Raw genomic sequence first — 12,901 nt, forward strand, 5'->3', positions numbered from 1 at the left:
GCGTCCCGCTGCGAAGCGGTCATCAACTCACCCCGCTACCCAACGCCCCCTTCACCTGATCCAACAACCCCATCTTCGATTCGTCAGGCAACGTGTCGAGCAGGTCCTTAACCTTCGCCAACGCCTTCGCCGCTTCCGTGGCCTTGAGCAGTTTTTGCAGCTCGGGCGTGGTCGCAGTTTCCTCGCTGAGGGCTGGCGGTGTGGGCAAGGCTTTCGCCAGCTTCAGCACACTGCCGGTGTCTTTGGTAAACGCCCGAATGTTGTCGAGGTTGTCCAGCATGGGCAGGGCGATGCCGGTGGCAGGGTCGAAGGCGCGTATCTCCGGTGTGCCGAGCGGATTAAGCTTGCCGCGAAATGCCGGAATCCCCAGCGATGGAATGATCAGACCGATCAGATAACGCGGGTCATTGCGCTTGATGCTCAAGCCAACGCTGGCAACCGCGATAGCGACGCCAATCACTTGCCCGGTCCTTGCCACCAGCGACAGAGATTTGTTGGATTCGTTGTCGAAGAAAACGCAGCGATAGCGGAAGTAGTCGCTGAACATTTCGCGTTCGCCCAGGCTCGCGTTCATGAACCAGGCGCGGGAATCGTGGACCTGCTCGTCGAAGAAGTCGGTGATGGTTTGGGCGTTGTCGTTCAGTGGATTGAAGCTGACGTCGCCGTACAGCACGTCGAAGGCGTGATGGGCCGCTCTGCGTAGTTTGGCGTACTCCTCGGCTTCGTCCTGTTCGTTCATCAGGTAAATCAGACCGCCGAACAGCACGTTGACGATGGCGCTTGCCGAAACAATTTCATCAATATCGGACAAACCCCACTCGGCCAAATAATCACGGCGAAACTCACGCATGGCCTTTTCCAGTTGATGCTGGTCGAGCATCGGCTCAAAGGCTTTTTTGGTATTGAGGGCCATGGGGTGTGTAGCGCCGACGCGTTGTTCGTAGCCTTGCTTGATTGCCAGATGTTCCTCATGGGTTTCCAGCGCAGTGCCGGACAACTCGGGTAGCGGCTGGCCCGCATGGTTGGCTTTTTCCTCGGCCAGTTGCCGCTTGTGCAACGCGTTGAGAGCGTCCGACTCTTCCTCGGCCATGTCCTTGCCCACAACATGACCATAGGCCGACGTCTCTCTCAGGCGGAAAAACGCATAGCGATTGATCCGCCAGGCGGTAATCATTGCGGCCTGGTGTTCCATAGCGTCTTCCAGCGGGCCGGTTTTGTGGTGAGCGAGCCAGGTGTTGAAGCGGTGGGTGAGGGTTTCGGAGATGGCGAAGGCTTCAGCGGTTCCTCTGTCCATTTCCAGCCAAGGCCATTTCGCTTTTTGCTCGTCGCTGAGTGCAATCGATGGCGCCTGCAACGGAGCGCCGACTGCGTAGGCTTCAGCGTACATATGCTGCAATGGAATCTGCGACATCACGTCCTGAGGACCGCCCAGCGACTTGCCCTGATCGCCCGGCGGATACCCACCACCGACATCGGAGTGCATGCCGGGGTACAGGTATTCGACCGTATTGGCGCGGTAGGTCGAGGGGCAATTCGGGTCGTCGGGGTTGTTCTTGCGTCGAATCGAGTCCACCGGGAAACAGACCCGTTGCTCATGGGCCGCGACCAGATGCACGCAGCGCTCCAGAAACGTCTCCGACGCTGGCAGGCGCATGGTGTCATCGGCCCACCCCATATGGCCCTCGGCGAAGGGCATCGCGTAGGCCATGCCGGTGGAGGCCACGGTGTCGAAGAGGCCCAGGAAGGCAATGCAGATCGGCAGGCCGGCAAACAGATAACAGGTTTCACCCTCGACCTCGACCTGGGTCAAACTTTCCAGCCAGGTGGCAAAGGCCCGGGCTTCGGCAGCGCCCCGGGAAAAGCCGTACACGTACAGGCGCAGGCCGATGATCCGCGGTTGGGTCTTGCGCGCGTGCACGAAATCGACCTTCTTTTGCAGCGCCAGCAACGGCGCTTGCAAGGCCTCGCGCCGACGGCTGTCGCCACTCTTGAGCAGCGTCGCGCCGAGCATCTCTTCAGTGAACGAGGTGCCCATTTTTTGCACCAGTTCGTAGGCAGCATCCACGGTCAGCGGATCTTCGCCGCAAGCCCGGCCCACTGCATCCAGCAGACGGGTAATGCCCCAATTGATCCGCTTCTCGCCGCCGACTGCGCCGATCAACCCGGAATCCAGGGGTTCGAACTCGCCGATCTCCTTGAACTCGGTGCCGACCCCTTGCATGTAGTAGGCGTAAAACCCGTTTGTGTTCGCCCAGCTTTGCTCTGTGCCTGAGTCGGCACCGACGCTGGCGTGGTAAAGCCGCGCCACGTTGCTAGTGCTTGGGGGTTGACCGAGCTTGTCCGAGGGTTCGTGGTTGTTGGTGCCGTCGAAACACAGGGTGATGTTCAGCACATTGATGCACGGCGGGCCGGTATAGGTTTCACCCGCCGCCTTGGCGGCCCGTTGAGCGGCATAGCCGGCGAGCAGCTTGGGCCGAAACTGTGTGCGGTAGTTAAGCGCCACATCCTCGGACGTGCGCGGCAGCAGCCCTTCTTTTGGGAACGGCTGGATCGGCGTTAAAGGCGCCGGGGCAGGGCGTTGAGAACCTGAATTCAAGGTAATGGACATACGGCAGGGACTTCCATTTTCATAGGGTAGTTGTAGGGATGGTTGGGGCGCCCGTGGTAGCTAGGGCTGGCGGCGACCTTGACTTGATCGCAAGGCAGAAAGTGCACATTGACCAGGCCAAGTTGCTCATACGGCGCAACCTCCACGACGGCGCGATGGCGGGTGTTGTTGAGCTTCTCTTTCTTCATTCGGGCGTGCCATGCATCAGAAAACATGGGTTCAGGCCATTTGCCGTAGGCGTGCGGCGTCGGATCCTTCTCCCACTCCACCACCACGGTCAGGCCGGGATGCCACTTGCGCGGCATGCTCACGCAGCAGTTCTGCTTGCCGCCCCCGCCGTAAGGCCCGATGTTCGGACCGCCGTTGCCGTTGACCATGAAGTAGTTGATCGCCGCCGAGGTATGGCTGTACCCCTCGATAGGCGCGCCGAGTCGGTCGGGCAATGATTTGCTACAGGCTTGCAGCGCAAGGCAGGTCAGCGCAGCCGCCACCCAAAGCGCTGGCCTTCGGCGTGGGGCGCCAGGTTTTAGGGTGCGGGACATACGGCAGGCTCTTCCATTTTGGACGGGTAGTTGAAGGGATAACCGGCTTGGCCGGGAGTAACCGCGACAGCCGAAACGGCAACCTGGTTGCAGGGCAAGAAATGAACATCGATGACGCCGAGTTCTTCATACGGCGCCACCTCCACGACGGCGCGATGGCGGGTGTTGTTGAGCTTCTCTTTCTTCATTCGGGCGCGCCACGCATCAGTAAACGGGGGTTCAGGCCATTTGCCGTAGGCGTGCGGCGTCGGATCCTTCTCCCACTCCACCACCACGGTCAGGCCGGGATGCCACTGGCGCGGCATGCTCACGCAGCAGTTCTGACTGCCGCCCCCGCCGTAAGGCCCGATGTTCGGACCGCCGTTGCCGTTGACCATGAAGTAATTGATCGCCGCCGAGGTGTGGCTGTAGCCCTCAATGGGCGCGCCGAGTCGGTCGGGCAGAGATTTGCTGCAGGCTTGCAGCGCAAGGCAGGCGAGCGCAGCCGCCCCCCAAAGCGCTGGCCTTCGGCGTGGGGCGCCAGGTTTTAGGGTGCGGGACATACGGCAGGCTCTTCCATTTTCATAGGGTAGTTGTAGGGATGATTGGGGCGACCGTGGTAGCTAGGGCTGGCGGCAACCTTAACTTTGTCGCAAGGCAGAAAATGCACATTTACCAACCCGAGTTGCTCATACGGCGCCACCTTCACGACGGCGCGATGGCGGGTGTTTTTAGACTCGTGTTCCTGCATTCGCTTGTTCCAAGCATCGCTGAACGGGCGCTCAGGCCAATTGCCGTAATCGTGTGGTTTCGGATCCTTCTCCCACTCCACCACCACGGTCAGGCCGGGATGCCACTGGCGCGGCATGCTCACGCAGCAGTTCTGCTTGCCGCCCCCGCCGTAAGGCCCGATGTTCGGGCCGCCATTGCCGTTGACCATGAAGTAGTTGATCGCCGCCGAGGTATGGCTGTACCCCTCGATAGGCGCGCCGAGTCGGTCGGGCAGTGATTTGCTGCACGCTTGCAGCGCAAGGCAGGCGAGCGCAGCCACCGCCCAAAGCGCTGGCCTTCGGCGTGGGGCGCCAAGGTTTATGGTGCGGGACATACGGCAGGGACTTCCATTTTCATAGGGTAGTTGTAGGGATGATTGGGGCGCCCGTGGTAGCTAGGGCTGGCGGCGACCTTGACTTGATCGCAAGGCAGAAAGTGCACATTGACCAGGCCAAGTTGCTCATACGGCGCAACCTCCACGACGGCGCGATGGCGGGTATTTTTAGATTTCTGCTCTTTCATCCGTGCGCGCCATGCATCGGAATATCGCGGTTCGGACCATGTGGCGGAATCAAAGGGCGCAGGATCCTTCTCCCACTCCACCACCACGGTCAGGCCGGGATGCCACTGGCGCGGCATGCTCACGCAGCAGTTCTGCTTGCCGCCCCCGCCGTAAGGCCCGATGTTCGGGCCGCCGTTGCCGTTGACCATGAAGTAATTGATCGCCGCCGAGGTATGGCTGTACCCCTCAATGGGCGCGCCCAGTCGGTCGGGCAATGATTTGCTGCAGGCTTGCAGCGCAAGGCAGGTCAGCAGGCAAAGCGCGCGCGGGCGCCTCATGCCAAACCACCGTTCTGCGGCAGATTTTCGGGCAGGTATTGGGCCAGCCACTCGATCATAAATGTCCGGTGTTCCCCGCCCTCAAGGTGGCTGTCACTGGCGGCGAGGTGCCCCAAATAAAGCTGGGAGACCAGTTGTTCCTTGCCGACCCGGTAGTTTCGTTTGGACAGACCGTGGGTTTCTTCCCATTGCTCGGCAGCACTCCAGACGCACACGGACTCGACCTGAAACGCGTCCAGGATCAAGGGCGTGCTGGGGCGGGTAAATTCGTGGAGGGGGAGGTTGTAGCCGCCGATGATCTGGGCTTTGTGATCGCGATCGGTCCAGTGCCAACTGATGACGGGGGCATGGAAGTCGCGAGCAGCGTCTTCGATAAACACGCCACTGATGTGCTTGAACAACCGGTTGTCGTAGTAACGCAGGATGCCGCTCTTGGCGCCTTTGTCCCAATGCGCCTGGGTGTAATAACGCAGGTGCTCACTCAACGCGTCGAACGGCCAGGGGCTTAACAGCGACAGCACGCGGGACTCGCTATCGAACGCCCTGACAAACGCCCCCAGCCAGTTCACATGGGCAGCGTGTGCCCAGAACACGCGAACATGCACAGGGCCTTGTGCGGCCAGTGCGTGTTCAGGCGTGCCCTCAAGCAGCGGTGAGTGCAAGGGCGGCGGGTCGAGTTCGGCCAGCCGTTGCAGCAAGGGGTAATCCAGCAACGTGGCGTTGATGATCATGTCGAGGTAGTCGAGGCCTGCTGCGTCGGCGTGTTGTTTCAGGTCGCGCAGACAAGCGGGGATTTCAAAGTCCATGGTGGGGTCCCGAAGGTAGTAGGAAAAAGAACCTATGCATTAGCGGGTCGCAAATCCCTTGAGTTCGTTTTGAGCCGCCTGGAAACACGCTTCACACACCACGGGGTCCGGCAGCACTTCCACTAGCTGCGGTTCGTGCTCCCAGGAAAATTCCGGCAACGACGGCGACAGCGCCATCAATCGGCCGGCGGCTTCTTGTGCGCTTTCGCCGGGCAGTTGCGGCAGTTGAATCGCGGGTGGGGTGCCGGGGATGGGTGCGCCGCCGACGGTGATCAGGCTGCTGCTGAAAATCCCGGCCGGGGTGAACACCAGGTGCTGGCCTGCGCCCTTGAGCGTGAGAAAACCCTGGGCATCAATGGCCACGTTGATACCCGATTGCAGGTGCAGATCCTGCCCGGCGCGTATGACGGCGGCTTGCCCGACCTGGGTGTAGCTGCTGCCCGCGATGTTCAGCGAGTCGTCGCCGTTGAGCTGGGTTTTGCGCAGGCCATGGGTGGTGTGGTGTTCTTCGGCGTGGTATTCGCTGTAGGCGTTGGCTTTGATGGCGGTGCGCTGTTCGTTACCCACCTCAAGGGTGTGGTCATTGCGGGCGTGGGTCAGGAAGTCGCGTTGGGCATGCAGGTAGATGCGTTCCTGGCCCTTGCGATCCTCAATGTGAACTTCATTTGAGCCTCCCCCTCCGGGAGACGTTAATGATTTAAAAACGCTGCGCGTTTTATGTTCGGGCAGCGGGTAAGGCACGGTGTTGGCCTTGTTGAACAAGTAACCGGTGAGCATCGGCGAATCCGGATCGCCTTCGTCATAGCCGATCACTACTTCCATGCCGACCCGTGGGATGACGCTGCTGCCGTAACCGTCTCCCGCCCAGCCAGTGACCACACGCACCCAGCAGCTACTGAGTTCGTCGGCTGAGCCGGACCGGTCCCACCGGAAACGAACTTTGACCCGGCCGTACTCGTCGCAGTAAATCTCTTCACCCTTGGGGCCGCAGACCGTGGCGGTCTGGCTGACCAGTACCACGGGCTTGGGGTGATCCAGTGGCGGTCGATAAATGACGTGCTGAGGGGTAGCGGTGAAGGTGTTCTGATAGCCCTGGACAAAGCCGTCCTCCGCCTCGGGGGCCGTGCTGTTAAGGGCTTCCATCGCTTGCGGGGCTCGGCCACGGTGGGTGACGTGATTGAGCAGCCAGTGAGCGTTCCAGTCCTTGCGTGGATGGTCCTCAAGGGCAAACAGGTGGCCGCTGAGGAGCATCGGCTGGTCACTCGTCCCGCGCACCACGCACGCGTTCAATTGGAGTCTTTCCAGCGATTTACGCGCAACCTGCCGGCCGTGGTCTGCGGTTTTGAAGTACGCGGGGTAGGCGAAGTTTTCCAGCTCCTGAAAATGATCCCACGCCTCGCGATCATCGCCTCTGGAGGCTGATTCCAGAGGACGGCTCGAGGTTTCAAAATCGTAGTGATGGCGGGTGACCCGTGAGGTTCTGCCTTTGATCCCCACGCTGAACGACTTGACGGCCACGGTCTCGGCGTTCATGCCGTTGCCGGGTACATACACCGTGGACTCAGGCAGACGATTGAACCGGTCCTGGTGGTCAGCGAAGACCAGGGTGTGGCTATTTTGACTGTGTTCGAAGCGATAACTGAGGCCTTCTTCCTCGCACAAGCGTTGTACGAAATACAAGTCGCTCTCTTTGTACTGGGTGCAATAGTCCCGGGGCTCATAGTGTCGGGCATCCAGCTCGAAGCGATAGCGATCCGAGAGAATGCCGTGCTCTTCCAGCACCTGGGCGATGATTTGTTTCACCGTCTGTTTTTGAAAGATGCGCTGGTTGGTCCGGTGCTCAAGGTAGAGCAGCTGCGGCACCAGTTTCAGGTGGTAATGGGTGGCTTTCCAGTGGGTTTGCCCCTGAACAAACTCGTGGATCAGGCCATGAAAGCCATAGCCCTTTTTACTACCAAGGGAGAGAAACGCCGGCTTATGCAGATAGTCATGCAGGTCCAGCGCCGGGCGATCACCGACCAGTTCAATATCGAAACAAAATGGCTGGTTTAACCCTTCCTGCCCCGTGAATTGAAGAACCTGCAGGTTGTAATCCCGCTTTAGCCTGGCGATGGTCAGGCTAAAGTCTGGCTGATTAGCTAATGTCGGCATTCCGCTGTCCTGGATTTTGTAAGGAGGGTTTTCCAGGGCATGCTCGGCTAAAGGTTTTTTATCGTCTGTAGGCCAAATCCGTGCCGTGTTGCAGGAAAGGTCTGAAATGCGGACCCATAAAAAAACCGTCGTTCGTGAGAACGGCGGTTTGGGGGTGTTGGGGGGGATATTTGAATGGAATGGAAACAATAAAGTGGGCGCTGGCATTCGATAGCGATGCAGTGGAACCCGGCAGACACAACGCTCTAACTCGCCGCCCTTCAGCCCTTCCTGCCCGAAGCCGGTTGATTCCTGATCAGCGCTGACTCGACCAAAGCCTGTGCGGTTTCCAGCAAGTGCACGGCGGCCAGGGCCAGTTTGCGGCGTGGGCCATCAAGGCCTTCTGCGGATTCGTAGGCGGCGGCGCAGTCGAGGATTTCGCAGGCGGTGCTCAGGGCTTCTTCGGCGCTGACGCTTTGGCGAACGATCAATAATTTGTCTGGCAGGTTGCGGAGGGTGTTGCTGAAGGATGGCAGGGGAATATGAATCCACTCAAATCGAAATTCTAAAACTCAACGCTTTGTCCCCAGGCTCACCGCGACAAACTAATGATTTTCGGAAAGTCGCTCAGGGTCACTGACGCGCTGCACCCAGACTTATTGCACGCCCAAGGCACGCTGTTGTCATGCAGGCCTTTGCCGGGTTCGGCGGTGTCGATGAGTTGAACGTTGCCTTTGAGCAGGGCGCTGGCGAGCACGCTCTTCTCCCGTGATCGGCTGCCTGTCCAGGCGACGACGATGCGCTCGATGCCTTTGTGGAAGTAGAGCATGTAGACGTCATCGGCCTGGATGCTGGGGTCGGCGTCGTAGGTGTATTCGCGCAGTATCGGGCTGATGGACTTGAGGACGTTGTAGGCGGGCTTTGGCTGGAGGTTGGGTCTTAGCAGGCCGAAGTTATGTTCTTGTTCGCTTTTGTCCTCGCCGTCGTTGATCAGGTCATACCACCACATCCCTTTGATATTGGGGATGGTCCGCGCCAGGAAATAGCTGCGTGCGAGGTAGGCCGATTGTTTGGCTTCGCTAACCCCGCATTTGCCTTGGTGGCTGGGCCAGCTCATTTCGGTCAGGTAAATAGGGACCGCTTTTTTTGCACGGTCGCGCACCTGGGCTTCGTAGCCTCGTAACCAGTTGGCCCAGCTTTCGGGGGTGTTGCGTCCCATGCTCATGCAATGCACATAGGGGTGCAGGGATAGGCCGTCTACCTCGTTCAACGTCCCGGCATCGATCAGGCGGTCGACGAAGCCATTGAGCATGCCTAGGGAGGTGACGGCGCCAGCGAGTATTTTTGCTTGTGGATTGTTTTTGTGAACCCATGGGCCGACGCTTTTGGCCAGCGCGGCATAGTCGGCGCTCAGCGTGGGATCTTTCGGGCCTTCCATGTCCCACTCATTCCAGACCTCGTAAAAGTCGACCTTATTCCCAAACCTGCGACTCACGAAATCGACGTAGTTAAGGTAGGCAGTTTTGACGTTGGGCGTACGAGGCTTGGCACCGGCATAGGGAGTGGCACCGTAGCCAAGAATAATCAGGGTACTCAGCCGAAGGTTTTTGGCGCTGTCGAGGTAGGTTTCCCACGATGGAAGAATACGCAGCTGATTGCGAGCAGGTTCGGCGGTGGACCAGAAGGCGTCGTTGCGCACGGAGGTGATGCCCGCGTCTGCGGCTGATTGCAGGGCGCGTTTCTGTAGGGTTGAGGACTCCATCAAGTGGGTACCGACCCCCACGATGAACAGGTCTTCAGCGCGGGCCGTGCAGGAGAGCAGCAGGCCCATGAGTCCTACAAAAATGCTGGCGCGAATGCTTGCTTGCATTGGGGGGACTCAACGCTGATCGGGCAGGGCTGACACAGTGTCCAGAGGGGGTGTTAAAGCCAATGTGGGGCTGACGTTGTCCTGGGGGCTGAGTTTGCGGTTGAGCGTGTGGCCGATAGCCAATCCCAGAAACAGGTTGGAAACGGCGACCTCGAACATGTCCGTGGTCCAACTGATCAGGCAGATGCAAAAGGTGACGGCCAACAGGGCGCGGTCCATACGGGTTGTCGAGTGATCGCGCAGCAGGAAGAGCAGCGGCAGTTGCAACATGTACAGGAACACCCCCGCGATACCGAAAATGGCCCACAAGTAAACGACGGTGCTGTCTGCAGTGGTGAGCATGTCGCCATGGGGCACCGGGAACAGGGAAACAGAGCTGCCGAACATGCCGAAGCCCACCCCCAGCCAGTTCCAGCCCTGTTTGACGACCAACTCGACCAGATTTGGCCAGGTATTGATCAGGCGATCATAAAGCGAGGCCGTGCCTCCGTCACCGCTGGCTGCATTGGGATCAAAGCTATGTATCAGCCCTATGGCGGGCAACATCACCCCTATCGAGACGGCGATAACGAATATGCAGGCGCTGGTCCAGCGATAGCGAATGATGGCCAGCAGCACCAGAGTGAAAATAAACGCCACGGTCGGGGTTTTGCTGGTGGTCAGGATGATGCCTAAAAGCGCGACGACACACAGTGCGGCGAACAAGGTCCATGAGCGGATGAACATCAGCAGATACAGGCTGAAGATCGCAATCATGATCGACAACAAGTTGGACACTCGAGCGAACCCGGCGAGTCGATCGACGTCGTCCGCGCTCCAGGCTCGGTTGCCGCTCAGCTCAACTGCACCGAGCTGGTAGCTGTAGCCTTTCCAGGGCACCGAGGTGTATTTATCCAAAAGAACCCCCAGCACTGAGGCTATCAGGCAAATAGCGATCCACTTGCCTAACAGCTTTTTCTGGTGGATCAAGTGCTCGCTGCAGACCATCGCGAACAACAACGGGCTGATCCCAAACAGGCTGAAGCCCACATTGCTGGGGCTTGCGCCGTGGAGGATGGCCAGTTGGCTGGACAACAGCAGCAGCAACAACCCGACCCAGAATAGGCGCGAGGTCTTGAAGGTCAGTAGCTCTAGCGCGAAGAACACGACGCACGCCACTTTGGGCAGGTACAACAGCCCGGAAACGCCCCCTTTATCAAAGTAAAAGCGTAAGGCGCCGGAGAAGGTTTCGATCACGATCAGGCTGATGGCCACCCAGACGACCAACGTCGATTTGTTGAATGAAAGAATCGATGGGGTTTCAACTGGAGCGGAAGGGGAGGTCGACATCATGTTTTGCTGCCCTCTGACGCGTGTAGATAGAAGGGTGTGTTCGTGCTCGCGCACTGCAAAACTACTGCCCATGAACAGCCGTTGATGGGGTTCAATCGAGGACAGTTAGCGTGATGTAACGTGCAATTAGCGGTATATCAACGCCCCTTGTGAACGCTGTCAAATCAATTCGTCAATTTTTTAACAGTGGGTGTCAGGGTGTGGAGATTGGTTCTCACAAGTCCTTGAAATATATAGGTGATATAAAATTGACGTTGTTTTTTAGTGCAAAAATAAACGCTGAATGGACCGTCTCTATGGTTTAAAAATTTTAACGCATGTAAAAAAGCTGACGCTTTCGCAAGCGCCAGCCTTCAAGTCCCCCGCCCTTGCTACTTAGGTATAGCGGCGTTTGTCGGGTGCAGGCGGAAAATATTGATAAAGCCAGGTTTCACTCAACGTTCGGTCATGGGTACGAATGAACAGGCGCAGCTCGACCGGCGTGACCGAGTCGCTATTGGGGTACCAGTCGAACGTAACCCGGTAGCCTTTGATGTCCGGGATCACCAGGACGTTGAAGTCCTTCACCTCGCCACTCGATACCGTGACCACCGGCTCGATGGCCGTACCTTCGGGCAAACGATCCAGGCCGCCGCCGGTGAAGTCGACGGCAAAGCGTCGGGCCCAGACTTCCGGGTAATGCTCGCCGGGTGCCCAGCCTTCGATGAAGCCACCCATGCCAGAGCGGGTGGCGTGTACGTGGGCCAGAGGGGTGCCGACGGGCGGCAGGGCGCTCCAATAGAGTTTGTAGCCGAAGTTGAGCGAAGTCCCGGCGGTGACGGGGACTTTGGGGGTCCAGAAGGCCACGATGTTGTCCAGTGTTTCGCCCGTGGTGGGGATTTCCAGCAAATTGATGGAGCCCTCGCCCCAGGCCGTGGTCGGTTCGACCCACAGGCTTGGCCGGCGGCTGTACCAGTCGACGGTGTCTTGATACGTGGCGAAGTCGTGATCGGTCTGTACCAAACCGAACCCTTTTGGGTCTTTGTCGGCGAAGGCGTTGAATTGCAGGGAGACCGGGTTGTTCAGCGGGCGGCAGATCCACTCACCGTTGCCACGCCACATGGCCAGGCGGTCGGAGTCGTGAATTTCGGGATGGATGGTGTCGCACATCCGCCGCTCATCGGTGCCGCAAGTGAACATGCTGGTCATCGCCGCGATCCCCAGTTGCTCGATGGCTTGCCGCGCATTGATGTGCGCATCGATGGCCATGACCACTTGATTGGCCTGGCAATCGATGTCGAAGCGGTAGGCCCCTGTCGCGCTGGGGGAGTCCAGCTGGGCATAGACGACGAAGCGGGTGTTGTCCTTGGTCGGTGTTTCAAACCAAAACTTGGTGAAGTTGGGGAACTCTTCCTTGCGCTTGGCGTAGGTGTCGATGGCCAGGCCGCGTGCGGAGAGGCCGTACTGCCCAGAGCTGTCGACTGCGCGGAAGTAGCTGGCGCCGAGGAACGACAAGATGTCGTGAGTCGCGATTTCGGGGGCCTTGAATAACTTGAACCCGGCAAAGCCGAGGTCGCCCTTGAGCTGGGTTTTATCCACGCCGCTGCTTTCATAGTTGAACAGCGACGGCTGGAAGTGCACCTCGCGTGTTTCCTTGGTTTGAGGGTCGACGCTGTACATGCGCACGGGCTGTTTGAAGCCCATGCCGACATGGAAAAACTGCACGTCCAGCTGACCCTTGATGTCGTTCCACAGGGAGTGCGCGGGATCGTACTGGATGGCGTTGAACTGCTGCGGGGTCATCTTCGCCAGGGTCGGCGGCAATTGCTGGTTGGTATCGACGAAGGGGTTGCCGGCCAGTTGCTTGGCATGGGCTTGCAGGGCCTCGAAATCGAAATGCCCAATTTCGCCGTCGGCCGTGGCAGCCATGGCTCGGGCGGCAAACAGCCCGGCAGCGGGCAAGCCGGTGTAGGCGGCCAGGGCCAGCGATGCTTTCAGAAGATTCCTGCGATTCATAAAGGTGAAGCCTCTCAGGTGATGCTGT

Annotated in this window: 11 protein-coding genes; all 11 read right to left on the minus strand. The window is 59.0% G+C overall.

The window, feature by feature from the left end:
• Positions 1-22 precede the first annotated feature (22 nt).
• Positions 23-2,608, minus strand: a complete 2,586-nt coding sequence (locus tag AC1ME2_RS13865; protein WP_480441921.1) for a T6SS phospholipase effector Tle1-like catalytic domain-containing protein — start codon at positions 2,606-2,608, stop codon at positions 23-25.
• Entirely contained in the window at positions 2,593-3,150 is a 558-nt protein-coding gene (gene tli1a, locus AC1ME2_RS13870) for a Tli1a family immunity protein (RefSeq protein ID WP_480441923.1), read from the minus strand. The genes AC1ME2_RS13865 and tli1a (AC1ME2_RS13870) overlap by 16 nt, the downstream gene beginning before the upstream one ends.
• Complete coding sequence (gene tli1a, locus AC1ME2_RS13875) at positions 3,135-3,692, minus strand: Tli1a family immunity protein (RefSeq protein WP_480441925.1); 558 nt, start codon at positions 3,690-3,692, stop codon at positions 3,135-3,137. Before tli1a (AC1ME2_RS13875) ends, tli1a (AC1ME2_RS13870) begins: the two co-directional genes overlap by 16 nt.
• Positions 3,677-4,234: a Tli1a family immunity protein gene (gene tli1a / locus AC1ME2_RS13880; RefSeq protein WP_480441926.1), complete on the minus strand. Its 558-nt coding sequence runs from the start codon at positions 4,232-4,234 to the stop codon at positions 3,677-3,679. Before tli1a (AC1ME2_RS13880) ends, tli1a (AC1ME2_RS13875) begins: the two co-directional genes overlap by 16 nt.
• Positions 4,219-4,740, minus strand: coding sequence for a Tli1a family immunity protein (gene tli1a / locus AC1ME2_RS13885; protein ID WP_480441927.1), 522 nt, complete (start codon positions 4,738-4,740; stop codon positions 4,219-4,221). Before tli1a (AC1ME2_RS13885) ends, tli1a (AC1ME2_RS13880) begins: the two co-directional genes overlap by 16 nt.
• A complete protein-coding gene (gene tla1, locus AC1ME2_RS13890; RefSeq protein WP_480441929.1) occupies positions 4,737-5,546 on the minus strand; it encodes a toxin Tle1 chaperone Tla1 in 810 nt (269 codons plus the stop codon). The genes tli1a (AC1ME2_RS13885) and tla1 overlap by 4 nt, the downstream gene beginning before the upstream one ends.
• Positions 5,547-5,585: 39 nt before the next feature.
• Positions 5,586-7,697, minus strand: coding sequence for a type VI secretion system tip protein TssI/VgrG (gene tssI / locus AC1ME2_RS13895; RefSeq protein WP_480441930.1), 2,112 nt, complete (start codon positions 7,695-7,697; stop codon positions 5,586-5,588).
• Between the two features lie 260 nt (positions 7,698-7,957).
• Positions 7,958-8,167, minus strand: coding sequence for a DUF6124 family protein (locus AC1ME2_RS13900; RefSeq protein ID WP_480441932.1), 210 nt, complete (start codon positions 8,165-8,167; stop codon positions 7,958-7,960).
• 101 nt (positions 8,168-8,268) lie between these two features.
• Entirely contained in the window at positions 8,269-9,546 is a 1,278-nt protein-coding gene (locus AC1ME2_RS13905; RefSeq protein ID WP_480441934.1) for a hypothetical protein, read from the minus strand.
• 9 nt (positions 9,547-9,555) lie between these two features.
• Complete coding sequence (locus AC1ME2_RS13910; RefSeq protein ID WP_480434674.1) at positions 9,556-10,878, minus strand: O-antigen ligase family protein; 1,323 nt, start codon at positions 10,876-10,878, stop codon at positions 9,556-9,558.
• A gap of 375 nt (positions 10,879-11,253) precedes the next feature.
• Positions 11,254-12,873, minus strand: a complete 1,620-nt coding sequence (locus AC1ME2_RS13915; protein WP_480434675.1) for a glucan biosynthesis protein D — start codon at positions 12,871-12,873, stop codon at positions 11,254-11,256.
• Positions 12,874-12,901: the final 28 nt, after the last annotated feature.

The organism is Pseudomonas sp. ASL9, from assembly GCF_056680335.1.

Excerpts from the sequence above, each read along its gene's own strand:
- AC1ME2_RS13865 (WP_480441921.1), bottom strand. The coding sequence starts at position 2,608 with ATGTCCATTACCTTGAATTCAGGTTCTCAACGCCCTGCCCCGGCGCCT.
- tli1a (WP_480441923.1), bottom strand. The coding sequence starts at position 3,150 with ATGTCCCGCACCCTAAAACCTGGCGCCCCACGCCGAAGGCCAGCGCTT.
- tli1a (WP_480441925.1), bottom strand. The coding sequence starts at position 3,692 with ATGTCCCGCACCCTAAAACCTGGCGCCCCACGCCGAAGGCCAGCGCTT.
- tli1a (WP_480441926.1), bottom strand. The coding sequence starts at position 4,234 with ATGTCCCGCACCATAAACCTTGGCGCCCCACGCCGAAGGCCAGCGCTT.
- tli1a (WP_480441927.1), bottom strand. The coding sequence starts at position 4,740 with ATGAGGCGCCCGCGCGCGCTTTGCCTGCTGACCTGCCTTGCGCTGCAA.
- tla1 (WP_480441929.1), bottom strand. The coding sequence starts at position 5,546 with ATGGACTTTGAAATCCCCGCTTGTCTGCGCGACCTGAAACAACACGCC.
- tssI (WP_480441930.1), bottom strand. The coding sequence starts at position 7,697 with ATGCCGACATTAGCTAATCAGCCAGACTTTAGCCTGACCATCGCCAGG.
- AC1ME2_RS13905 (WP_480441934.1), bottom strand. The coding sequence starts at position 9,546 with ATGCAAGCAAGCATTCGCGCCAGCATTTTTGTAGGACTCATGGGCCTG.
- AC1ME2_RS13910 (WP_480434674.1), bottom strand. The coding sequence starts at position 10,878 with ATGATGTCGACCTCCCCTTCCGCTCCAGTTGAAACCCCATCGATTCTT.
- AC1ME2_RS13915 (WP_480434675.1), bottom strand. The coding sequence starts at position 12,873 with ATGAATCGCAGGAATCTTCTGAAAGCATCGCTGGCCCTGGCCGCCTAC.